This window comes from Shimia ponticola (assembly GCF_007995215.1).
Classification (GTDB): domain Bacteria; phylum Pseudomonadota; class Alphaproteobacteria; order Rhodobacterales; family Rhodobacteraceae; genus Shimia_B; species Shimia_B ponticola.
In genome coordinates, this window is record NZ_VCDK01000002.1 from 252,291 (window position 1) to 275,483 (window position 23,193).

22 protein-coding genes and 1 tRNA gene are annotated in these 23,193 nt (G+C 57.8%); 13 read left to right on the forward strand and 10 right to left on the reverse strand.

Features of this window, described 5'->3' with window-relative positions; translation table 11 throughout:
- Positions 1 to 117: 117 nt before the first annotated feature.
- Together FE702_RS02570 and FE702_RS02575 are read left to right on the forward strand one after the other, a co-directional pair.
- On the forward strand, positions 118 to 1,587 hold the full coding sequence (locus FE702_RS02570) for a leucyl aminopeptidase (protein WP_147124648.1): 1,470 nt from the start codon (positions 118 to 120) through the stop codon (positions 1,585 to 1,587).
- Positions 1,588 to 1,595: 8 nt separating this feature from the next.
- Positions 1,596 to 2,060: a DNA polymerase III subunit chi gene (locus FE702_RS02575; protein WP_147124649.1), complete on the forward strand. Its 465-nt coding sequence runs from the start codon at positions 1,596 to 1,598 to the stop codon at positions 2,058 to 2,060.
- Here FE702_RS02575 and FE702_RS02580 read toward each other — a convergent pair.
- Genes FE702_RS02580 through FE702_RS02595 form a run of 4 tightly spaced genes read right to left on the reverse strand, consistent with a single transcriptional unit; the run spans position 2,057 to position 5,606 of the window.
- Complete coding sequence (locus FE702_RS02580; protein ID WP_147124650.1) at positions 2,057 to 2,638, reverse strand: retropepsin-like aspartic protease family protein; 582 nt, start codon at positions 2,636 to 2,638, stop codon at positions 2,057 to 2,059. The genes FE702_RS02575 and FE702_RS02580 overlap by 4 nt on opposite strands.
- Positions 2,639 to 2,666: 28 nt before the next feature.
- Positions 2,667 to 3,308 (reverse strand): MarC family protein, encoded by a 642-nt coding sequence (locus FE702_RS02585; RefSeq protein WP_430303137.1) that lies wholly within the window; start codon positions 3,306 to 3,308, stop codon positions 2,667 to 2,669.
- Positions 3,305 to 5,143: an ABC-F family ATP-binding cassette domain-containing protein gene (locus FE702_RS02590; RefSeq protein ID WP_147124651.1), complete on the reverse strand. Its 1,839-nt coding sequence runs from the start codon at positions 5,141 to 5,143 to the stop codon at positions 3,305 to 3,307. The genes FE702_RS02585 and FE702_RS02590 overlap by 4 nt, the downstream gene beginning before the upstream one ends.
- Before the next feature lie 31 nt (positions 5,144 to 5,174).
- Positions 5,175 to 5,606, reverse strand: a complete 432-nt coding sequence (locus FE702_RS02595) for a VOC family protein (protein WP_147124652.1) — start codon at positions 5,604 to 5,606, stop codon at positions 5,175 to 5,177.
- A gap of 89 nt (positions 5,607 to 5,695) precedes the next feature.
- Here FE702_RS02595 and ndk point away from each other — a divergent pair, with 89 nt between their 5' ends.
- Complete coding sequence (ndk, locus tag FE702_RS02600; RefSeq protein WP_147124653.1) at positions 5,696 to 6,118, forward strand: nucleoside-diphosphate kinase; 423 nt, start codon at positions 5,696 to 5,698, stop codon at positions 6,116 to 6,118.
- Positions 6,119 to 6,191: 73 nt separating this feature from the next.
- Here the strand turns inward: ndk and FE702_RS02605 are convergent, their stop codons facing one another.
- From FE702_RS02605 to FE702_RS02620, 4 genes are all read right to left on the reverse strand, one after another.
- Entirely contained in the window at positions 6,192 to 6,635 is a 444-nt protein-coding gene (locus FE702_RS02605; RefSeq protein ID WP_147124654.1) for a DUF4112 domain-containing protein, read from the reverse strand.
- The gene (locus tag FE702_RS02610) at positions 6,628 to 6,801 is read right to left on the reverse strand and encodes a YqaE/Pmp3 family membrane protein (RefSeq protein WP_147124655.1); all 174 of its coding nucleotides are present in this window, start codon (positions 6,799 to 6,801) and stop codon (positions 6,628 to 6,630) included. Before FE702_RS02610 ends, FE702_RS02605 begins: the two co-directional genes overlap by 8 nt.
- A 64-nt stretch (positions 6,802 to 6,865) precedes the next feature.
- The gene (locus FE702_RS02615; RefSeq protein ID WP_147124656.1) at positions 6,866 to 7,192 is read right to left on the reverse strand and encodes a TfoX/Sxy family protein; all 327 of its coding nucleotides are present in this window, start codon (positions 7,190 to 7,192) and stop codon (positions 6,866 to 6,868) included.
- Positions 7,193 to 7,468: 276 nt separating this feature from the next.
- The gene (locus tag FE702_RS02620; RefSeq protein WP_147124657.1) at positions 7,469 to 8,338 is read right to left on the reverse strand and encodes an AraC family transcriptional regulator; all 870 of its coding nucleotides are present in this window, start codon (positions 8,336 to 8,338) and stop codon (positions 7,469 to 7,471) included.
- 155 nt (positions 8,339 to 8,493) lie between these two features.
- Between FE702_RS02620 and FE702_RS02625 the strand changes: the two genes are divergently transcribed.
- The 9 genes from FE702_RS02625 (at position 8,494) to FE702_RS02665 (ending at position 20,718) form a co-directional block, all read left to right on the forward strand.
- Entirely contained in the window at positions 8,494 to 9,324 is an 831-nt protein-coding gene (locus FE702_RS02625) for a phytanoyl-CoA dioxygenase family protein (RefSeq protein WP_147124658.1), read from the forward strand.
- Positions 9,325 to 9,339: 15 nt separating this feature from the next.
- Positions 9,340 to 10,020: an MBL fold metallo-hydrolase gene (locus FE702_RS02630; RefSeq protein WP_147124659.1), complete on the forward strand. Its 681-nt coding sequence runs from the start codon at positions 9,340 to 9,342 to the stop codon at positions 10,018 to 10,020.
- A gap of 56 nt (positions 10,021 to 10,076) precedes the next feature.
- Positions 10,077 to 11,807: an ABC transporter substrate-binding protein gene (locus tag FE702_RS02635; protein ID WP_147124660.1), complete on the forward strand. Its 1,731-nt coding sequence runs from the start codon at positions 10,077 to 10,079 to the stop codon at positions 11,805 to 11,807.
- 97 nt (positions 11,808 to 11,904) lie between these two features.
- A complete protein-coding gene (locus FE702_RS02640) occupies positions 11,905 to 12,669 on the forward strand; it encodes a phytanoyl-CoA dioxygenase family protein (RefSeq protein WP_147124661.1) in 765 nt (254 codons plus the stop codon).
- A 78-nt stretch (positions 12,670 to 12,747) separates the two neighbouring features.
- A complete protein-coding gene (locus FE702_RS02645; RefSeq protein ID WP_147124662.1) occupies positions 12,748 to 13,758 on the forward strand; it encodes an ABC transporter permease in 1,011 nt (336 codons plus the stop codon).
- Between the two features lie 3 nt (positions 13,759 to 13,761).
- Positions 13,762 to 14,718, forward strand: a complete 957-nt coding sequence (locus tag FE702_RS02650) for an ABC transporter permease (protein ID WP_255449561.1) — start codon at positions 13,762 to 13,764, stop codon at positions 14,716 to 14,718.
- A gap of 109 nt (positions 14,719 to 14,827) precedes the next feature.
- Positions 14,828 to 16,558, forward strand: a complete 1,731-nt coding sequence (locus FE702_RS02655) for an ABC transporter ATP-binding protein (RefSeq protein ID WP_147124663.1) — start codon at positions 14,828 to 14,830, stop codon at positions 16,556 to 16,558.
- Positions 16,559 to 16,561: 3 nt separating this feature from the next.
- Positions 16,562 to 19,675: an alpha-mannosidase gene (locus tag FE702_RS02660; protein WP_147124664.1), complete on the forward strand. Its 3,114-nt coding sequence runs from the start codon at positions 16,562 to 16,564 to the stop codon at positions 19,673 to 19,675.
- 65 nt (positions 19,676 to 19,740) lie between these two features.
- Positions 19,741 to 20,718, forward strand: coding sequence for a helix-turn-helix domain-containing protein (locus FE702_RS02665; protein WP_222611781.1), 978 nt, complete (start codon positions 19,741 to 19,743; stop codon positions 20,716 to 20,718).
- 77 nt (positions 20,719 to 20,795) lie between these two features.
- Here FE702_RS02665 and FE702_RS02670 read toward each other — a convergent pair.
- Together FE702_RS02670 and FE702_RS02675 are read right to left on the reverse strand one after the other, a co-directional pair.
- Positions 20,796 to 20,870: transfer RNA gene (locus tag FE702_RS02670), tRNA-Asn, on the reverse strand.
- 63 nt (positions 20,871 to 20,933) lie between these two features.
- The gene (locus FE702_RS02675) at positions 20,934 to 21,824 is read right to left on the reverse strand and encodes an MBL fold metallo-hydrolase (protein ID WP_147124666.1); all 891 of its coding nucleotides are present in this window, start codon (positions 21,822 to 21,824) and stop codon (positions 20,934 to 20,936) included.
- A 52-nt stretch (positions 21,825 to 21,876) separates the two neighbouring features.
- On the opposite strand from FE702_RS02675, the gene FE702_RS02680 reads away from it, so the two are divergent.
- Entirely contained in the window at positions 21,877 to 23,178 is a 1,302-nt protein-coding gene (locus FE702_RS02680; protein WP_147124667.1) for an ATP-binding protein, read from the forward strand.
- Positions 23,179 to 23,193: the final 15 nt, after the last annotated feature.

The window sequence follows — 23,193 nt, forward strand, 5'->3', positions numbered from 1 at the left end:
CTGAATTGGCAGTAAGTTATCTGATTTGGGCAAGGCATAAAACCGTGTTCTCGCGACGTGTCTGGCCAACACGCAAACAACGGCCTAGGTATGATGCGAAACAATGGAGCGCGCCCAATGACCACGCCAGTGTCAGTCCAATTTGCAGCTACAGATCTTGATGCCATTTCGGCACATACGGGACAGGTTGCGGTGTTTGTCGAAGCCAGTGGCAAGCTGGATCAGACAGCCCGCCGGATCAATCGTCTTACCAAAGGCGCGCTAGAGCGGTTTGCCGAAAGCGAGACCTTTGCCGATCTGTCTGTCGGGCAGGCGCATGTGCTGTCTTTCCCCGCTGGCATGGATGCGACGGCCGTGATTGTGGCCAAGCTTGATCGCAAGCCTACGACCGAAGACGCGCGCAAGGCGGGTTCGGCCATCGGCAAAGCCAAGTCGTCTGACAGCCTTTTGGTATTGGGCGGAAATATTCACAAGGCGGCTGAGATTGCTCAGGGTATTGCGCTGCGCGCCTATGATTACCGCGATCATAAGACAGGTGATGAAAAACCCGCACCGGGTGGCGTGGTGTTCATGTGTTCGCGCCCAGAAGAGGCCGGAGCCGAGGCGAGAGATCTTTTGTCTGTCGTGGATGGGGTGTTCTTTACCCGTGATCTGACCAACGCGCCTGCGAACCATCTGACCACCACCGAATTTGCGAACCAGCTTGCCGAGCTGGCAAAGCTTGGCGTCGAGGTCGAAATCCTTGAAGAGGACGCGTTGGAAGCGCTTGGCATGCGGACGCTTTTGTCGGTTGGCCAAGGGTCCGATAGCCCGTCAAAGGTCGTCGTGATGCAGTGGAAGGGCGGCAAGGATGAGGCCCCGTTTGCCCTTGTGGGCAAGGGTGTTGTCTTTGACACCGGCGGCATCAGCCTGAAACCCGCCGCAGGCATGGAAGACATGACCATGGACATGGGCGGCGCGGGTGTTGTGTCCGGCGTGATGAAGGCAGTGGCTCTGCGCAAGGCGGAGGCCAATGTGGTTGGTCTCGTGGGGCTGGTCGAAAACATGCCGGGGCCGAATGCTACGCGTCCGGGGGATGTCGTGACCTCGATGAAAGGCGACACGGTCGAGATCATCAATACAGACGCCGAAGGCCGTCTCGTTTTGGCGGATGTCCTCTGGTACGCCCAAGAGCGCTTCAAACCGGTGGGAATGATCAACCTTGCGACATTGACGGGTGCGATCATCATCGGACTTGGGCATGAAAAGGCAGGTGTCTTTTCCAACGACGATGACTTGTGCAACGCCTTCCTTGCTGCAGCAGATGCCGAAAGCGAAGGCGCATGGCGAATGCCACTGGACCCGGCCTATGACAAACAGCTGAAATCGCGCATCGCGGATATGAAAAACGTCGGCGGTCGCGCTGCAGGCTCGATCACGGCAGGGCAATTCCTGCAGCGGTTTGTTCAGGACGATATGCCGTGGTGTCACCTTGACATCGCGGGCGTTGCCAGCGTGGCGGCGGAAACGAGTTTTGCACCTAAAGGTGCGACGGGGTGGGGCGTACGTGCGCTCAACCGTTTGATCGCCGACAAATACGAGGCCTGACACCGGCCATGGGGGCAGCGTATTTCTATCATCTGACCCGTTCGCCGGTGGAAGAGACGCTGCCGATGCTGCTGGACAAGGCACGCGGCGCAGGATGGCGGATCGTCGTCAAGGGCGCGGACCTTGAGCGGTTGAAGTTCATGGATGAAAAACTGTGGCTCGGTCCCGAGGACGGGTTCGTGCCACATGGCCTTGCGGGTGGTGCCCATGACGCCGATCAACCCATCCTCCTGACGCAGTCAGATGATTGGCCTAACAATCCACAATGCGTCATGGCGCTTGATGGTGCAGACGTAGACGCGGATGCCGTGAACCGGCTGGACCGGGTGTGCATCCTTTTCGACGGGGCTGACGGTTCTGCCGTACAGCGCGCGCGGGGGCAGTGGAAATCTCTCACCGGCGCGGGGTGCGCCGCGCAATACTGGAGCCAGGAAAGCGGCCGGTGGGAGAAAAAGGCCGAGAGCGGCGCCTAGGGGATAAGTGTTAGCCGATTGCCCTGAATTTGAAGCGTGTCGAAGCGGGACAGGTAGCTCATACCCAATAGCGAGAAGCTCAATTCGCCGCCATTGACCGAGGCTCGCACATTGCGTTGCACCAAATCACCCAAGGCAACTTCTTGCAGTCGGACAGGTGCAATATCGACGGTGCCATTGGCCGTCTCGGCACGGGCCGTATAGCGCAGACTGTCGGGATTAAGGCCCACACGTGCGGCGTCGGCTTGAGATAGGACAACGTCGGTTGCGCCCGTATCCACGAGGAAATCGACTGGCGTCCCGTTAACGTCCAATTGAAGGTGGAAATGCCCATCAAAGCTGCGTTGGATGGTGATGGCATCATCTGTCACCACGGCGGCCGTGCGCGGTTGAAACTGGCTTTGCACATCTTCCCATAGCCCGTAGGCGGCGATGAACCCGACAAAGATTAGGAACCACGTTCCAAAGGTGCGCGCCGTCTGTCCCAGCGATGGGCGATTGCCTACAAAGAATGCTCCGCCGATCACCGTTAACAGGATCAGCAGGTATAGCATGGATGCAATGGTATCTCCGGTCATGGCACAGATATGGGGATTGCAGCGGGCGCTATAAAGGCCCGCTCACAAAACCGAAATCTGCCAGACCATCCAGAATGAATTGCACCGCCAATGCGGCCAGAAGCATACCAAGCAGACGGGTCACGACATTGATCCCTGTCTTACCCATGGCGCGTTCCAACGGCGTGCCAGCAAGAAACAAAACGAATGCGATCCCGATTACCGCGATCATCACGCCAAAGGTTGCAGCGGTCATCGCAAAATCGCCTTCGGTTTGTCCGGTCAGCAGGATCATTGAGGCGATGGCCCCGGGACCGGCCATCAAAGGCACGGCCAATGGAAAGACCGAAGGGTCAGGACGGTCTTCTTCCTCTTCAGCTTGATCTTCCCGGCGCTTGGTGCGGCGTTCAAAAAGCATATCGAGCGCGGTGAGAAATAGGAGAACCCCACCAGCGATCCGGAAAGCCGGCATCGAAATACCGACAAAGCTCAGAACGGCTTCGCCAAGAAGCCCGAACAATAGCAATACACCGACCGCCAAGAGCGAGGCGCGCAGGGCAATGGTCCGTCGCTGGGCCGCAGTCATACCCTGTGTCAGCGCCACAAAAAGCGGCAACAGCCCAATCGGGTCAATGATCACGAAGAGCGTTGTGAAGGCCGTGATGAGAACGGGGACATCAAGCAGGCTCATGCTTCTAACGCCTCCAGCCGTTCAAGCGCAGCCATCCATAGAGTTTCCGAGCGGACCATCGCGTCTTCGACCTCTGCGAACTTGTCTTGCCAGACCTTTAGATCGGCTTCGCGTCCCGCATCATAGAGGTCCGGCTCGGCAAGTTTGTCCTGCAATTTCGTGTGCATCTCTTCGAGTTTTGCGATCCGCTCTTCACATTTGCGCACCTCTGATCGCGCCGACAACAGATCATCGCGGCTGACCTTCTTAGGTTTTGGTTTGTCAGATTTTGCCTTTGGTTCAGGGCTTTGCAGCAGAAACCTGCGATAGGCATCAAGGTCGTCGTCATAGGGATTGACTGTGCCGTCCGATACCAGCCAAAGGCGGTCTGCCACCAATCCCAACAAGTGCATGTCATGACTGACCAACACCACCGCACCTTTGTAGGTCGTCAGCGCTTCGACCAGCGCCTCGCGGGATTCGATGTCGAGGTGGTTCGTCGGTTCGTCGAGGATCAGCATATGGGGCGCGTCCAGCGTTGCGAGCAAAAGCGACAGTCGCGCCTTTTGCCCGCCTGACAACCGTCCCACTTCAGTTTCTGCCTGATCCGGACCAAGCCCAAAGCCCGCCAGCATGGCACGCAATTTTCCGGGCAGGGCGTCGGGACGCTCGCGCCTGAGATGGTCCAAGGGCGTCTCGTTGATGTGGAGCTCGTCCACCTGATGCTGCGCGAAATAGCCAATGCGCAGTTTGGACGATTTGGTGATCTTGCCAGCTTCTGCCGTAAGCCGATCAGACAAGAGCTTTGACAGGGTCGACTTGCCCTGACCATTCTTGCCAAGCAAAGCAATTCGGTCGTCCTGATCAATGCGTAGGTTCAGGCGTCTCAGGACAGGATCGCCGCCATAGCCGACCGCGCCGCCTTCGATGCTGACGATGGGTGGCGACAGTTCATCAGGTTCTGGAAAGCTGAAAACGCGTTTCGCGGCTTCTTCCGGGGCGGCGATGACGTCCATCTTTTCAAGCGCTTTGATGCGCGATTGCGCTTGCCGTGCCTTGTCTGCCTTGTAGCGGAAACGGTCCACATAGCTTTGCAGGTGCGCGCGTTGGGCTGCTTGTTTTTTGGCGGCTGCTGCCTGCACCGCGCGCTTGGCGGCGCGGGCCCTGGCGAATGCATCAAAGGTGCCTTGGTAGAACGTGAGTTTCTTGTTCTCCAAATGAAGGACCGACCCCACCGCGCGATTCAGAAGGTTTCGGTCGTGACTGACAATGATGACTGTATGAGGGTAGCTTGCCAGATAGCTTTCGAGCCAAAGCGCACCTTCGAGATCCAGATAGTTCGTCGGCTCATCCAACAGCAACAGATCTGGCTGAGCAAACAGTACGGCGGCCAGAGCAACGCGCATCCGCCAACCGCCTGAGAAATCAGAGCAGGGCTGATGTTGTTGTGGCTCATCAAATCCCAGCCCTTTGAGGATCGTTGCGGCGCGGGCCTCTGCACTCCAGGCGTCAATATCGGCCAGTCGCGTTTGTATTTCCGCGATCCGGTTCGGGTCGTCTGTTTCCTCAGCCATCAAGGCGGCGCGTTCCGTATCGGCGGCCAGAACCGTGTCGATCAAGGAGACGTCCGATGCCGGGGCTTCTTGCGCGACGCCGCCAATCTTGGCCCCCCGCGGCACCGCAATTGTCCCGCTTTCCAAGGATAATTCGCCCCGGATCAATCGGAACAGCGTTGTCTTGCCAGTGCCGTTGGGGCCCACAAGGCCCACTTTGTGGCCATCGGGAATGACGGCGCTGGCCTCTTCGAACAGTCGGCGGCCTTCAATTGCGTAGGTGATGTCTTCGATGCGCAGCATGCGCGCGGCTTAGCAGAGCGTTTCAGTGGCGTCACGCCGTCCCGTCAGGGTATTGGCCTGGGCCTTTCAATTCGATGCGGTTGCCCCACGGATCGAAAAAGTAAACGGATTGGCCGACGCCGCGCGCTCCGCCTTGGACAAGCTCTTTTTGGATCGTTACCCCGTGCGCGGTCAGGTGATCGCGCAGAGTGTCCAGATTAATTGGTCCAACGGCCAGTCCGAGATGATCAACATTGGTGCCGCCGTCTATTGCAGGGAGCGCATATGCGGCGCGAGGATCGGTTTTGTCCCAGAGACCGATCAGAATTGATCCAAACCAAAGATGTTCCATGGCTATGTCTGGGTATTTGAAACCCCGCGTACATCCCAAGACGCGCATGTACCAATCGACGGCTTCCTCCAGTGGGCCAACCCACAGGACAACATGGTCAAGGCCAAGAGGCTGAAACGGGATCTGCGTCATATGTATTCAGGTAGTGCGGCGCGCCATGCCTTTCCAACACCGAAAACGCGTGTTAGGGGCCGCGCAAAGTTAAACCAATGGAGTGACCCATGGCTCTTGAGCGCACCTTCTCGATCATCAAGCCCGACGCAACCCGCCGCAACCTGACTGGCAAGATCAATGCCAAGTTCGAAGAAGCAGGCCTGCGCATCGTCGCACAAAAACGCATCCACCTGACCAAAGCACAGGCGGGTGAGTTTTATGCTGTCCACAAAGAGCGTCCTTTCTACGACGAACTGTGCGAATTCATGGCGTCCGAGCCAATCATCGCACAGGTTCTGGAAGGTGAAGGCGCAATTGCGAAAAACCGCGAAGTCATGGGCGCAACCAACCCAGCAGACGCGGCACCTGGTACGATCCGTGCAGAGTTCGCTGAATCCGTCGGCGAAAACTCGGTTCACGGTTCGGATGCACCTGAAACGGCAGCGGTAGAAATCGCGTATTTCTTCTCGGGTCTCGAATTGGTCGGCTAAGGCTTCCACGTTCTAGAAACAGAAAAGGCGTCCGGAGTGATCCGGGCGCCTTTTTCGTTTCGTCAGTCAGGTTTCACGCAGCGTGGCTACGTTGATCGCCCGTCAGGGTGCCTTGTGCGTTCTCGTCGGCAGGGACTTTGCCACACCGTTCAAGATGGCGGCGCAGTAAACGCGTGTTGCGCAGGTTGCCTTTCCACCCAATGTCAAACAGATCACCAAGCAGAGGGATTGAACCCAGCGCCGCGTCAACACCAGCATTAAATGTCATGCGACCAATCAATGGCCATGGTGCGCCCATGCGGCGGCTTTGGGCGATAATGTAAACAGTCGGTGCCAACGCGGCTGCGTCGCCGATCCCCGGAACAAGACCCATAATCGAGTCTGCACCCACACGGATGTTCGTGCCGGGAACACGGAACAGTGCGTCCATGTTGGTTGCGAGCCGCTCTAGCCGTTCCAAACGCCGCGAGTTGCTGGCACTTGCCCGCTTGGCCGCCTGCGGTGACCTATCAGGCATGCCGCGGCTCTTTGGCGATGATCCAGACTGCGTGCACGATGCCCGGAATGTAACCCAGCAAGGTCAGCACGATATTCAGCCAGAAATGCTTGCCCAGACCCACCTGAAAGAAAACGCCCAGCGGCGGCAGCAGAATGGAAAGAACGATACGCAGAAAGTCATTCATGACGGGCTCCTTCGGTTATTACCTACGAGAGCAACCATTGAAAGCCGCGCGTTGTTCCCGCGTTTCAGCGGCGCAGGCCTGTGCCGATGGCGTCCAATACAGGCTCGATGCCTATGTCTGTGACGGGTTTGCAGCGCTTTTTGAGGTCGTCGAATGACTTGCGCAACTGGGCTTTTTCTTCGCCCTTGCAATCATTCCAGGGCCGTCCCTGAAGCGCCATGTGCAGGACGTAATAACCAATGAAATGCGGTCGCGTCCCGCCTTCCAACAACTTTGCATAAGCTGCATCAGCGCCAAGCTCGATCAGCTCTTCTGCCGTGGTAATTCCGACGGCGGCGAATTCCCGTACCGATGCCGGTCCAAGATTCCGCAATGTGTCGATACTGGCCATGCGTGCCAGATTAGGTCCGTCTTTCCATCAAGGAAAGTGCAACGGCTTGGTCTTCATCGCGGCCCGTTCACAGAGCGGCCCAGTCCTTGAACTCAAAGCCGGGCTTTGCTGGTGCAGGCGCAGGCGCCGGTTGTGGTTGGGGGTGTTGTGGGTCCTTGGGCATTTCGTTGATCCTTGCGTTGTTACATCAACTGCAAAAGCATCCTTGCCCAAAAACATGGCAACAGCATGGCGGGACTTCTGCACCTCTGACGCAGGTGTGAAGCGCAAGTGAACCTAGACCTCGATCAAACCAGATTGCAGCGGGTCCCTGCGACGGCGGTCGCGGTATTCCTTTGGTGTGGTCCCATAGTGATCTTTGAACAGCCGATGAAAGTAGCTCATGTTGCCAAAACCGCATTCAGCCGCGATCTGGTCGAGACTGTCCGAGGTTCCGGCCATGAGCATCGCAGCATGTTGAATGCGGATGCGGTTGACGTATTGCGTCGGCGACGCGCCCAGGTGTTTGCGCGCCTGTCGGCAGACATGCTCTTGTGCCCGCCCGGCGGCCTGCACAAAGCCCGCTCCACCCGCGCGAAAAACCTCTGGGTCTTTCGCAGCCTCGCATGCGCGCAACAGCCAATCGGGGGCGGAGGGACCGATGATGGCAACCTCGTCGAGCACAAAGGTCATCATTGTCAGGAGAAAATGCTCAATTCGCACGAGGCTTCTTAGGCTCGACCGGAGCGACATGGTTGTATTTATCGCCCGTTCCAGTTGCGGTCCTTCGAGGCGAAGCGTTGTGGGGTGGGCGTCCCTAGACCAAAAGAAACGACCTGCGAACTCTTTTGGGTAGCGGGCCAATAGGTGATCGGCGCTTTCATTGCGGAACATGATGTTCAGGATGCGGCAGCCGGTCTGGGCGTCGGCCTGAAGTCCGTGGCGGTCATCAGGACGCAAAAACACCATCTGACCGGTTGTGAGCACTTCTGTTTTTCCGTTGATCCAATGGGTGACGCTGCCGTCTTCGATCAGCATGAGCTCGTGGTAATCATGGAAATGAAGCGCCCGCGGTTTGCGCGCGGTCAATTGCTTGCGGGCAAAGTGATAGGCCTCATCCTGCCGCAAGTAATTGTCAATCTGGAACACAGTAGGTGCGGCAAACATAGGCACATACCTTTATTATGCAGGTGCAGAAACCGCTTACGCGGACTGACTGAAAATCAATATAGTACATAAATATGTCAAGTTTGGACCTGCCGATCTTTTTTTGCTGTCGCTAACGTCAGTGCATCTGCTGAACACACCACCCCGAAGGCCCCATGAACACGCCGCTCCGCGATCTGAGTTTTCTACCTGCTTCACAGGCAGATTTGCTGCGTCTCAGTGAGCAGGACGTCGCGCATTACAATCGCGAAGGCTTTGTGCAGCCATTCGATGTATTCGATGCCCAAGAAATCGCCGGGATTAGATCCGACGTGGATGGGATGATGGCGGCGTTGGGCGAGGCGGGCAATTACGGGATTAATTGCTATCAAGCGCGGCTTGCTCAGATTTGGGATATCGCGACGGACGCGCGTATTCTCGATCATGTGCAAGACATCATCGGCCCGGACATCATTTGCTGGGCATCCGCCATCCTGTCGAAGAAGCCGCATGACCCCAAGCAGGTGCCGTGGCATCAAGATGCAAGCTTCTGGAGCCTCTCTCCCGCGCGCACGGTGACCGTCTGGCTAGCGATTGATGATGCGGATGAGGCAAACAGCGCGATGCGTTTCATTCCGCGGACCCACACGATGGGCGCGCTGGAGACATCAGCAACGGACGGAGCATCGGTATTTCACATTGAGACCGCTGGCGCCGACGAATTGGGGCAACCGTTTACCAACTGCCTGCGGGCCGGGCAAATTTCGCTTCACGCCGACATGCTTGTTCACGGTTCGCTGGCCAATACTTCAGATCGTCGTCGCTGTGGCCTGACACTGCGCTATTGCCCGCCAAGCGTTCGCATCGCGGATGCAAATTGGGCGCAAGGTGTCGAAGCGATCCTGTGCCGTGGGTCGGATCCGTCAGGCCATTGGACCCACCATCCGCGACCAGACAACACCGACATCACGGCGACCAACAGCCCCCATGTCATTGGCAACAACTAGGAGCGCACCCGCCATATGAAGATCAAATGGTATGGCCATGCGGCCTTCCGCATAGTTCCTGAGCAGGGGCCTGTGACGATCACGGACCCTTACACGCCCGAGGGCGTGGGCTATGCGCCGATTGCTGATCCGGCAGAATTGGTTTTGATCTCATCAGATGACGACAGTGCGCATTGCCGCGCGGATTTGATCAGCGGTGAGCCTGAGGTTCTGAACGCGTTGACGGTGGCGCAAAACGACGGGTCAGCGAGCGCGGGTGGGTTGACTGTCACTGCCATCGAAGCTGCTGAATGGGACCATCACCCAGAGCATGAAGTGCCCGGCCAAAACGGCATGTACCGGTGGGAAATGGACGGCATCAAATGCGCGCATATGGGAGACGTCGGCAATCCGCTGACCGATGCGCAGCAGGCGTTTTTCGAAGACGTCGATATTCTGTTTGCGCTGGCAGGTGGATACCTGACGATCGAGTTGCCGGATCTGATGGAAATGATCCATCGTACGCGGCCCAAACTGGTCATCCCGATGCACTTCCGGACGCTGACTTATCGGCCGCGCAACACGATGTGGATCGAGAGTTTCTTGAGCCATTTCAAGGATGAAGATGTCGATTTTGCCTTTGCGAGCGAGATCGAGATCACAAAGGAACAACTGCCTGAACGTACTCGCGTCATGGTTATGGACTACGTACGATAAGGTGATTGAACTGCGCGCCGGTCAACGTACTGACGCGCCAATTTGGGAGGAAAAACATGACTTTAACCAAACGACTTCTCGGGGCGTCTGCTGTCGCCCTTCTGGCGGCGACGGGTGCGCTGGCTCAGGATGTGGCGCGGGAAGACACCGTCATCTTTGATCTGGACCGGACAATCAAAGACCCTTCGAATTTCAACTGGTTCACCCCCGGCACCAAACGGATGCATGGTGCGCATCAGGCCATGTGGGAGCCGCTCTTCATCCTGAACTACGGCACCGGTGAGCTGGACCCGTGGTTGGCCACTGGGTTTGAGGCCAATGACGACAGCACCGAATTCACGATCAGCCTGCGCGAAGGCGTGGAATGGTCGGATGGTGCGGCGTTCACCGCCGATGACGTGACATTCACCGTGAACATGGCGCTGACGAATGAGGAAATCTCATCGCGTGAGGCAGCCACGATCCGTGCTCAGGTGGCATCGGTTGAAAAGATCGACGACCTGACCGTCAAGTTCACCCTTAACAATCCGAACCCGCGCTTCATGGTCGAAAACTTTGGCGTGCGCATCTTTGGGTCGTTCCTGATCATGCCGGAACACATTTGGAACGGTCAGGACCCGGCAACATTTGCCTTTTCGAGCCCGATTGGCACTGGGCCATACACGCTCACCAGCGCCGCAACGAACCGCGCGATCTGGGATCGGAACGACGATTGGTGGGGTGCCAAGACGGGCTTCATGGACCTGCCCGAGCCTCTGCGCCTGATTTGGCTTGAATCCGGTGGCGAAGAAAGCCGCGCGCAGTTGATGGCGACCAACCAACTGGACGCCGCACAAAACGTCAGCGTCGGCACGTTTGAAGCGATCCGCGCCCAGAACTCAAACGTGACCGCCTGGTACGACGATTTCCCGTATGCAGCCGCAGACCCTTGCGCGCGTCAGCTTGAAATCAACACCACCGTCGCGCCATGGGACAACGCCAACCTGCGCCGCGCTGTGGCGATGATCATCGACCGGACGCAGATCGCGAATGTCGCAGCAGAAGGCGCGACCGTTCCATCACGGACGATGTTTGCCGAGTACGGGTCAATGGCACCTTTCATTGATGCCGTGGTTGAGGCCGGTTTGGACCTGCCTGCACGTGGTGACATGGAAGCGGGCAAGGCCATGATCGAGGCCGAAGGCTGGTCCATGAATGGCGACGGCGTCTACGAGAAAGACGGTGAAGAACTGGCGGTCAAGATCCACGTGAATTCGGCATCGACCGAATACACACGGACCATCGACGTCATTGTTGAACAGCTGAACCGGGCAGGGATCAAAGCCTCGTCCGTGCCAGTCGAAAACGGCGTCTTCTGGGGCGAGGTACTGCCATTCGGTGCCTACGAGATGTCCTATAGCTGGCTGTCCTGCGGCTCGGTGAACGAGCCATGGGCGTCCATGGGCCGCTACACGGTCAAGGATGTTGTTCCAGTCGGCGAACGAAGCCCCGGCTTTAACAACACCGCGCGTTGGGATGGACCAGAGGCCGAAGCCTACTCGGAAATCGTGGATGGCATGGCAAACCTGCCTTTGGGCGATGAGGCCATCCCGGGCATGGTGGCAGAAGCCTATCAACATCTGGATGCAGGCATGCCTTTCATCCCGCTGGTGCAGTCGTTCAAGCTGTTGCCCATGAACGAAACCTATTGGACCGGTTGGCCGTCAAACGACAACTACTACAACCATCCGTTCTTCTGGTGGAACCATACGCACCAGATCATCCACAACCTTGAAAAGGCTGGCTAAGCCTTTTGGGTGAAATACAAATCTCGTTTGAGAGGTTTGCAAACAAAAGCGATCCGGCGGGCAGCCGCCGGGTCGTACCCCAGACAAGGAACATGGCATGGGTATCGCGGATTTCTTCACCGAACACGGCTACTATCACGCGAAGGGTGTTTTTGACGCCGAGGCGCTGCGCCCGTTGGCGACAGATTTTGAACGGATTGTATCGCAGCTAACCGCGTCTGAAGAGCAGATCGACGCCACCTGGGACGGCGATGCCACGGCGACACTCGCGCGGGCCGATGATCGGATCCTGCATACTCACAACGTACAGAAGTATTCACGCGCATGGATGGACGGCTTTTTGAGCGAAGCTTTTCTAGCGCCAGTCCGGGCAATCCTCGGCAATGACGTGATCCTGCACCATTCCAAGCTCTTTCAAAAACCTGCCGAAAACGGATCGCCGTTTCCGATGCATCAGGATTGGCCGTATTTTCCGACCGTTAATGACAGCATGATTGCCGGGATCGTGCATGTGTCCGATGCCACGGATCAGATGGGCTGTCTGCGGGTGTGGCCCGGCTCGCACCGTTTGGGGCGCGTACAGGGCGCGAATGGGCGGCAGCAGAATGACCTGCTGGATGCGCACCCAATCGAAGAGGCAACTGTCGTCGAAGCAAAGGCAGGCGACGTCGTTTTTTTCCATTACTTCACGCTGCACGGGTCGATGCCAAACCGCAGCGATCGAACCCGCAAGACTGTGCTGTGCCAGATGTATGCAGGCACGGATCGGATTGAGGATGGGAACCAGCATCCGGATGAGCGTTTGGTTTTAAGCGGTTGGAATCACAACATAAGCCGTGCCGCCGCCGGTCAGGCGATGTAGCGCTCGCGCTGAAAACAGAGGCCGTCAAGAGAGACCACAAAATGGTCCGCAGACAGACTGACAACAGGGAGGATTACCATGGGGCGCATTCCCCGCAGCTATCTGATCAACCGGTTGATCACTCTTCTGCTGACCATCTGGATCGCGGCAACGCTGATCTGGATCATCCCGCGACTGTCGCCGGTTGATCCCGCAGACATCATGCTGGGACGCATGGCCGCTGGGGCCGGGTCCGTGGCCAATGCCGATGAGATGCTTGCGCAATTGCGCGCCTCATTTGGTCTCGATCAGCCGCTGATTGTTCAATATTTCAAATATCTCGGCAACATTCTGACCTTTGATTTCGGGCTGTCGACGGCGTCCTTCCCGACCGAAGTCTCATCCCTGATCATGCGCGCGCTGCCATGGACGCTGGGACTTATGATCCTGTCGCTGATCATCACTTTCGTAATTGGTAACCTGCTAGGCGCGCTGATGGTTTGGGAGCATTCTCCGAAGTTGGCCAAGGTCGCGATCCCCGCGGCGATGGTGTTCACGTCGATCCCTCCGATCCTGTCAGGGCTGCTGCTGATGTGGATTTTCGCGGCCAAGTTACAGTGGTTCCCTTTGACCGGGGCTTACGGGCTCACGGTGGAACCAGGTTGGACGTGGGATTTCGTGCAGTCGGTCATCTGGCACGGCACGCTGCCTGCAGTGTCAATTGTGATCGTGACCTTCGGGTTCTGGGCGCTTGGGATGCGCGGTCTGATGATCACGGTACAGGGTGAGGATTACGTCACATTGGCCAAGGCCAAAGGGCTGAAAAACCGTTACATTCTCTACCGCTACATGATCCGCAACGCGATACTGCCGCAGATCACGGCCTTCGCGCTCAAGATCGGTCTGTTGATCGCTGGGCAGGTGCTGGTTGAACGCATCTTCGCCTATAACGGGATGGGCAAGCTTCTCTACGATGCGATCCTAGATCAGGATTTCCCGGTCATTCAGGGCATCAGCTACGTGATCATCCTTATGACTGCGCTCAGCGTTTTCCTTGTCGATCTTATCTATCCGTTCATCGACCCCCGCATTAAACATGAGGGGAGCTAGGCCATGGCTGAGTATTCGACAGACGACAATACCGCCGAGGCCACACACAAGATGACCCGCGCCGAGCGGCGTCAGGCACGGCGAATGCGCCGGTTTGACAACCCATGGAACAATCCCAAGCTGTTCTGGGGCGCTGGCCTGCTGCTTGGTATCATTGCTCTTGGCATCCTTGGGCGGTTGTTCTGGGACCTTGAACTGGTGTTCACCGGGTCAGGCATGCTGAAATTGCCACCCATCGGGTTCGAGAACCTGCGCGGGCAAGAGGGTACACTCGCCAATCCTTTGGGAACTGACGGTGCGGGCAGGGACATCTTGGCGTTGATCATAATTGGCGCGCCGAATTCTCTGTTTGTGGGTCTCCTTGCATCGCTCATCGGGATGAGCGCGGGGATCATGCTGGGCTTTACTGCCGGATTTGTGGGCGGGCGAACGGATGACGTAATCCGCGTTTTGTCGGACGTCATGATCACCATCCCGCCGCTTTTGATCCTTGTCGTGTTTCAGGCGTCGTTCGGGGATGTATCACTTACGATGATGGCGCTGCTGATCGCCGGATTCGTCTGGCAATCGCCGACACGCCTGATCCGGGCGCAGGTGCTTTCGATGCGGGAAAGCGGATACGTGCAGATGGCACGGCTCTCCGGGGCCTCGACATTCCACATCATGTTCAAAGAGATGCTGCCAAACCTTGTGCCGTACCTCTTTGGGTCCTTTATCGCGAATGTGACGACGTCGATTGTGACTGCCGTGGGGCTTGAGGTGCTGGGGCTGGGGCCGCAGCGGATCCCGACCCTGGGCCGCACGATCTATGAGGCGATCAATGCGGGGGCGCTGATCCAGAACCTTTGGTGGTGGTGGGGCATTCCGACGATCCTGCTGGCGGTGATGTTCATAGGACTGTTGTTGATCAATCTGGGTTTGGACGAAGTGTCGAACCCAAGGCTGAGGAAACTTTCGTGAAGGTCGCGACGCAGTCGCTTGCCAGTGCGAGGCAGGGTCTTTCGAAGAAAGGCCCGTCCGCACTCCGTTGCCGTTTCTGTTCTGCTCTTACCCCGAGGAGAGGCATCCAATGACCGATAAACCCGTCCTGACTCTCAAGGACCTGTCCATAGAATTTCCAACCCCGAAGGGCGTTGTGGAGGCGGTAAAGGCCCTCGACCTCACCATCAACCCCGGTGTCCGTGTCGGATTCATTGGTGAAAGCGGATCGGGTAAGACGACGACGGCACTTGCCGTTATGCGCATGCTGGCCAATCCGGGCCGTATCGCGGGCGGTGAGATCATGTTGGGCGATACCGACATGCGCGCGCTGGATGAAGAGGGCATTCGCAAGGCCCGTCTGTCGCGTGTGGCCTATATCCCCCAGGGGGCTATGAACTCACTCAATCCCGTCATGCGCATCGAAGATCAGCTTTGGGATGCGATCACTGCGCACGAAGGCACCACTGATCCGGCAGAGCTTAAGCGCCGCAGCGATGAGGCACTGAGCAGTGTGGGATTGCCGGATCACGTTGGGCGTCTTTACCCTCACGAATTGTCTGGCGGGATGAAACAACGGGTGTGTATCGCGCTTGGCGTGATCCTGACCCCGGAACTGATTATCGCAGATGAACCGACCAGCGCACTCGACGTGGTCACCCAACGGCAGGTCATGCACACCCTGCAGGAGGTCCAGAAAAAGATCGGATCAGGCCTGATCCTGATCGGCCATGACATGGGGCTGATGGCGCAATCGGTAGACGAACTCGCGGTTCTCAAGAACGGCGTCTTGGTTGAACACGGCACCGTAAAGCAGATCATCGAGGCTCCGAAACACCCCTATACACAAGACCTGATCTCATCCGTTCCGCTTGTCGGCGGGGACAGTTTCCTGGACCCGTCCGGCAAGACACCGAGCAACCGCGCAGGGGCCGAGCCTCTGATGGAATTTCGCGACGTGACCAAGCGATACGGACAGGTCACCGCAGTCCATCCGATGTCTTTCCAACTGGATGGCGAGGTGCCCAAGATCATCTCAATCGTGGGGCAGTCGGGGTCAGGTAAGTCGACGATGGGCAGCCTCATGCTGGGCTTTAACCCGCCTACAGAAGGTCAGGTCCTGTTCGAAGGACAGGACATTTCCAAGATGTCCGCCGCGCAAAGCCTTGAGTTTCGCAAGAACGTTCAGGCGGTTTTTCAGGACCCCTATGGCTGCTTCAACCCGTTTTACCGGGTCGATCACGCGCTGAAGTTTCCGTTTAAACAATTTGGCCTAGCCAAGTCCGAGGCCCATACGCAGCAAGCGATGGAGGAAGCCTGCGATGCCGTGGGGCTTGATCCTTCGTTGATCCTGCGCCGCTATCCGCACCAATTGTCAGGCGGGCAACGCCAGCGTCTTATCGTGGCGCGCGCGCTGATGTTGTCGCCCAAGCTTCTGATCGCGGATGAGCCCGTGTCGATGGTGGACGCGTCGCTGCGCGCGACGATCCTGAAAAACATCTACGACCTGAAGGATCGGTATGGGATCAGCATCCTCTACATCACTCATGACCTCGCCACCGCGTATCACGTCAGCGACTACGTCATGGTCCTCTACCATGGCCGCGTTGTCGAAGCTGGCCCGCCAAAAGAGGTGATCGGCGATCCACATCACCCTTACACGCGGCTCTTGATCGACTCGATCCCTTGGCCTGATCTCAATCGCGATTGGGGCACACCGGAAGAGGCCGATCGGGCCATTCACATGCTCGATACCGGACAGGTCGGCACAGAAAGCATCTTTCGCGGCGATGTGCCGGGGTTCAGCCTAAAGGTGGCCTAGGCAATGTCGCACGCCCGCCGGTTTACGGCTGAAAAGATTGGCAAACGGATCGACATGATCCGCAAATATGTGCGGGTGGACCGCCGCCCGTTTGCCCCGTTTTCTATGCAAACCTTGCCAGATGCTGCGGCTGATCCTGATCCATCCGCGCCTGCGACCGAAGTGCCGTGGAATACCTACTGGGCCGGACAGAACACGCATTTTGTGCTGCGGACGACCTTCACGGTGCCTGAGGCATGGCAAAACCCGGCCCTGCATCTGCCGATGGGTGTGGCCGGTGATATTTTCACCCACCCGGAGTCGCTGGTTCACATCGATGGTCAAGCCATCGGTTCTGCAGACAGGTATCACCATACCATCCCGCTGGATCGCGCGTTGGCCGATGGCAAACCCCATGACCTGATGTTGCAGGGTTGGACCGGGCTCGCCGGCTGGCCGCCGGACCCGAGCGATCCGGCCCAACTCTTTATGAATGAGTGCGCGGTGGTCGAGATCGACCGCGTGCTGGAAAGCTTTATCACGCTGGCTGAGGTCGCGCTTGATGTGGCGCAGCAACTGGCTGAAGGACGACCCGAAAAGCATCGGCTGCTGAATGCGCTGGACCGGGCGTTCCTGACGCTCGACACGCGGGATCTGGGGCATGACGATTTTCGTGCGTCCATGAAGGATGCCTTGCGGTCTGTCCGTATCGGTATCTCGGAGGCGGGCGTCCCGATGGACATTACGCTGCACGGGATTGGCCATGCGCATATGGATGTGGCCTACCTTTGGCCCATCAGCCAGATCAGACGTAAGAACGCGCGCACCTACTCAAACGTGCTGCGCCTCATGGATCAGTTCCCGGAATACCGCTTTAGCCACTCCCAGCCGCAGCTGTATGAATGGACCGAAGAAGACTATCCAGAGATGTTCGAGGAAATCCGAACCCGCGTGAAAGAGGGGCGCTGGGAAGTCCTTGGTGGCATGTGGGTCGAACCGGACACCAACATGCCAGGGGCCGAAGCGCTGGTGCGCCAAATCCTGTTGTCCCGCCAATACGCGCTCAAGGTCTTTGGTCAGGCAGAGACACCCGTCCTGTGGTTGCCCGACACGTTCGGCTTTGCTGCGAGCCTGCCGCAGTTGATGAAACAGGCAGGCCTGAAATGGTTTGTCACGAATAAGCTGAACTGGAACCAGACCAACCAAATCCCATCCTCCTCGACATGGTGGGAGGGCATCGACGGATCGCGGGTACTGGCGCAGTTCCTGACCACCCCTCGCGAGGTTCAGCACCTGCCGTTTCCGACGAATTACAAATCTGACCTGAGCGCCTATGAGGTGATCGGCACATGGGAACGCAACACCGCGAAGGCCCATGTCGAGGACCTGATGATCGCCTACGGCTATGGTGACGGCGGCGGCGGCCCGACCGAGGAACTGATCCGCAAAGCACGCGTTTATTCGGCTATGCCCGGCGCGCCGCGCCTCCGGCCGTCTTCGGTGCGCGAGTTCTTTGAAGCGATTGACGAGAAAAAGGATCGGCTGCCGGTCTGGCAGGGGGAGCTCTACCTCGAAGGGCATCGAGGCGTTCTGACATCTCAGGCATGGATCAAGCACGCCAATCGAACTGCAGAGTGTCTTTTGCACGATGCTGAATTTCTTTTAGCACTTGCGGGCCTGTCCGGGCAGGACCTGAGACCTGCATGGAAAATGCTCTGTACCAACCAGTTCCACGATATCCTGACCGGCACCTCAATCACCGAAGTGTTCGATGATGCGCGCAAGGATTTCGCACAGATCACGTGGGACGCTACGGCTGCCATGGATCGTGCGATTGCGACGCTTGAACCACAGCTGACCGAAGGTGCGGATGTTGTGCTGGTCGACGCGTCGCCATTGCCCGCGCCACGACTGGTCCTCATTGATCAGGTGCCGGACGGGTATCTCGACATGGACACTGGTGAGGCGCTGCCTGTGCAGACCGTAGAAGACGGCACGCTGGTTGAATTGCCAGAGCGTGTGGTGGGCTACAGCGTGAGCTGCCTCAGGGCGGTCCTGCTACCAGGACCTGACCCTCTGGACGCGGTCACGGCCACGCCCGGGCCGGATTACGTTGTTCTCGAAAACGGCATGTTGTGCGTTCAGGTTCAGGCGGATGGTACGCTGGCCAGCGTCTATGACAAACGCTCCAACCGCGAGGTCATCGAGAAAGGCGCTCGCGGCAACATCCTGCAGGCCTTTGAGGATCGACCCATCTCATGGGATGCGTGGGACATTGATCCATTCTTTGAAGATAGGGGAGAGGTGATCGGAGGCGTAACCCGGTTTGAAATCACCGAAAGCGGTCCACTTCGGGCGTGCATCGTCATAGAGCGTCAGTGGCGCTCAAGCACGATTTGCCAAAGGATCAGCTTGACCAGACGGTCACGTCGCATCGATTTCAAAACCGAAATCGACTGGCATGATCACCATTTCCTTGTGAAGGCCGCATTCCCCGTTGCGATGCGTGCGACGCGTGCGACGTATAACATTCAGTGGGGCCACATTGATCGCCCGACACACCGCAACACCAGTTGGGACGCGGCTCGGTTTGAGGTTTGCGCGCAGAAATGGGCGCATCTGGGCGAAGCAGATTACGGCGTGGCGCTACTGAATGACGGCAAATACGGGCATGACGTGAAGGATAACGTCATGCGGCTATCCTTGCTGCGTTCACCAACATCGCCTGATCCAGTGTCCGATCAGGGCAAACACAGTTTTGTATATGCTCTCATGCCCCATCCCGGCGATTGGCGGGATCATGTCCCGGCTGAGGCTTATGCGCTGAACCATCCCGTCCGCCGGTTTGCTGTGAGCAAGGCACAGGGGCAGGGGATTGAGCCTTTGGTCACCTTCGCCAACGCAAACGTCATGTTGGAAACGGTGAAGCCGTCAGAAGACGGAAACGGCACAATTCTGCGCCTGTATGAGGCGCATCGTATGCGCGGTCCGGTCAAGCTGCGGTTCCGCGAGGATATCACTTGGGTAGGTGTGTCGTCTCTTCTGGAGGATCGGTTCGATCCGGTTGAAATGGATGATCACTGCATCACGATTGATCTTGCCCCGTTCGAGATTGTGACCTTGCGCATCGGCTCCTGACATTTTGGGTCGCGCGGCCGCAGCCGCTCGGCTAGGTCATTGAAATGTTGACCTTGCCGTTGCCGATGTTTGTTGCTCTTTTGCTGGGGTTTCTTGTCGTGAGCCATTTGTGGGCAAGGGACAGGTCTGGATTGTTTCTCGCCCTCATCGCTGTTTGCGCATTGCAGGCGCTGCTCATCAGTCTCGCGCAACACTATGGCGTCGATTTTGCCCGCCTATTGCAGCCTGTGGTTGCTGTTGTGATCCCGCCTCTGGCGTGGATGACGTTTCAATCCGTGGCGCAGGGTGCGTTTGACCCGAGGCGCGCTGCGGTGCACGCCCTGCTTCCGGTCGGAATCGCCGTGTGTCTGGTCTTCCTGCCTATGGCTGTCGACGTTTTGCTGCTCATTGCGTTTCTCGGGTATGGGATCGCCATTCTGATGGCACTGCATGGACAGGGAAATCTGTCGGGCGCACGCCTGCAATCCGGTCCGCTGCCACGGCAACTTTGGCGCGGCGTCGGCGCGCTGCTGATCTTGTCTGCGCTGTCGGACGTGCTGATTGCTGGCGTCATGATAATGGGTCAACCAGCTCTGCGTCCGATCATCATCAGTATCTTCACATCCTTTACGCTGCTTGGTGTCGGCCTTCTGAGCCTGTCGCGCGATGCAGAAGGTCCTGCGCAAGCATTCGAAAAGACCGCCAATAATGCTGAGCCGGCCAAAGCCACCGTTGCGCAAACCGAGCTGATCGCCCGGCTCGACGCGTTAATGCAAAACGAACAGTTGTATCTCGACCCTGACCTTACCCTTGCCCGTCTCGCGCGGCGGCTGCACGTCCCGGTCAAATCCCTATCTTCCGCGATCAACAAAGCTAGCGGCCAAAACGTATCGCGATATGTCAACGACTACCGCATCCGCGCTGCCTGCGCCGAATTGGATCGGGGAGAACCCGTCACGCAAGCCATGCTTGCCAGTGGCTTCAACACAAAGTCCAACTTCAATCGCGAGTTCACACGCGTAACCGGAAAAACGCCGAGCCAGTACGTAAATTCAACGGCTTAGGAGGTCAGCTTCTTGTTGATAAGGAAGTGTATGCCAATCTCTAAACACAATCTGACGCAACAGATATTAGGGAAGATTGGCTCCGGCGGTAGGGATCGAACCTACGACCAATTGATTAACAGTCAACTGCTCTACCGCTGAGCTACGCCGGAACACGTTGCGCGGCTATAGCAACGCGTTTTGGAGGCGGCAAGTGGGTTTTCGCGGAAAACTGGCTATCGCAGCGTAAATTTTTCGTCCGGACCAAACGGGCCTTCGCACTTGACCATGTTGCGCGCCGTGAGGTCGATCAAATGGGCCAGAACATTGCGCTGTGCGGCGGGCCAAAGGTGCTTTGGAACCTGCGCATAGATGTGTTCTGTCAAAGCCGATGGCGTCGCCGGTCCGTCGCGCAGGGCGCTCAAGACTTCGGCCTCGCGCGTTGTGCGGTGGGTTATCAGGTCAGCGAGCCTTTGGCTCGGATCAGTGATTGCCTGACCGTGGGCGGCGTAGAGCGTTTCAAGACCCGCGTCCGCCAGCTTGCGGCACGACGCGAGAAAGTCAGACACGTCACCATCAGGCGGCGATACTAAGGTTGTCGCCCAAGCCATGACCAAATCGCCGGTAAAGGCGGTGCGCCCCCACTGATATGCCATGTGGTTGCCGTAGTGGCCCGGCGTATGTAGGGCGGTCAGGAGTTGCCCGTCATGCGCGAGTGTCTGCCCGTCAACCAAGGTTATGTCCGGCACAAACCTGTGGTCTCGACCTTCACCTCCACCGAGGTCGGCACGTTCGCCCAAATCCTGCATTACGTCTGATCGGCCAGTCCCATCTGCACCGTAGGCGTAGATTGGGGCGTCGACCCGATCGGCCAACACCCGGGCATTGGGGGAGTGGTCCAGATGGCTGTGCGTGACCAGCACCTTGGTCACCCGGGCGCCATCGGGCACAGCCGCGAGTATGTGCTCAAGGTGGTCGGGATCATCCGGACCGGGGTCAATCACCGCGATGTCGTTTTGCCCCACCAAAAAGGTATTCGTGCCAGGGCCGGTCAAAGGGGACGGGTTGTTGCACTGCAGGCAGAGCACGTCAGAGCTTAGACGGATGAGGGGCGATGTGTTGCTCATGGGAGGGTTTCTGGGGTTTTCCTTTGGCGCAGCACACCGATAGTGTCGCGTCATGATGTTTCGCTGGCTCAAGAACTACATGCCGCGGGGGCTGTACTGGCGTGCGGCCTTGATCCTGCTTTTGCCGTTTCTTGCGCTTCAGATCATTGTGTCAGTGGTGTTTATCCAACGCCACTTCGAAGATGTCACGCGCCAGATGACCGAAAATCAGATGGTCGTGATCGAGCATGTGCTGGACGTGATCGATGATGAAGGGTTGGAAATCGCCCAATTCACCGCGGGCGATCCGCTGAATATCGACGTGGCGCGCGCAGCGGATGCGCCAAGCGTGGATCGCAAGCTTTGGTACGACATTTCTGGCATCACGATCATCAATCGCCTGCGGCGTGCGTTTGACGTTCAGGCGATTGATCTGACGACAAACCGTCGTGTCATTCTGTACTTGAACGATCGCGGCCAGGATTTCCGCGTTGAATTCCCCCGTCGCACGGTGTCGGCCCGTAACCCGCATCAACTCTTGGTTTTGATGGTGTTAACGGGTCTTTTCATGTCGCTGATATCCTTTGCATTTCTTCGCAATCAGTTGAGGCCGATCAAACGTCTTGCACGTGCTTCGGAGGCGTTTGGACGCGGTCGCGTAGAAGACTATTCGCCTTCTGGCGCGGTCGAGGTGCGCGCTGCCGGCAATGCTTTCTTGGACATGCGCAACCGGATTGAACGTCAGATTGAACAACGCACCTTGCTGCTTTCTGGGGTCAGCCATGACCTGCGGACGCCGCTCACTCGGTTGCAATTGGGGCTGGCGATGATGCCCGATGACGCCGAGGTCAAAGACCTGCGAAGTGACGTGGATGACATGCGGCAGATGATCGATGCGTTTCTGGAATTCGCGCGGGAAGGGGCCGAGGATGAACCGGTTCCAACGGATGTGATCGACTTGGTCAACGACGCCGTTGACATGTGCGAGACGTCTGACAACCCGGTGACGCGTATCATTCCAGATACATCTGTCTCTGTGGCCGTTCGGCCAACAGCCATCAAGCGGGCCGTTGGCAACCTGGTGAGTAACGGCCTGAAATATGGGACGAATGTCCGCGTGAGCATCATTATCCACGGGCGGTCTGTCGTCATTCGGATCGAGGATGACGGCCCAGGCATTCCGGCATCCGACCGTGCCGCGGCCGTGCGCCCCTTCACCCGCCTCGATGCAGCGCGCAATCAAAACCAAGGTGGCTCGGTCGGCTTGGGTCTTGCTATTGTGACGGATATTGCTCGCCAACACGGCGGCTCGTTAAGCCTGTCAAAAAGCAGCGACCTTGGCGGTTTGCGTGCCGATCTTGTGTTGGCGCGATAAAGGGCAGGGCGTGGA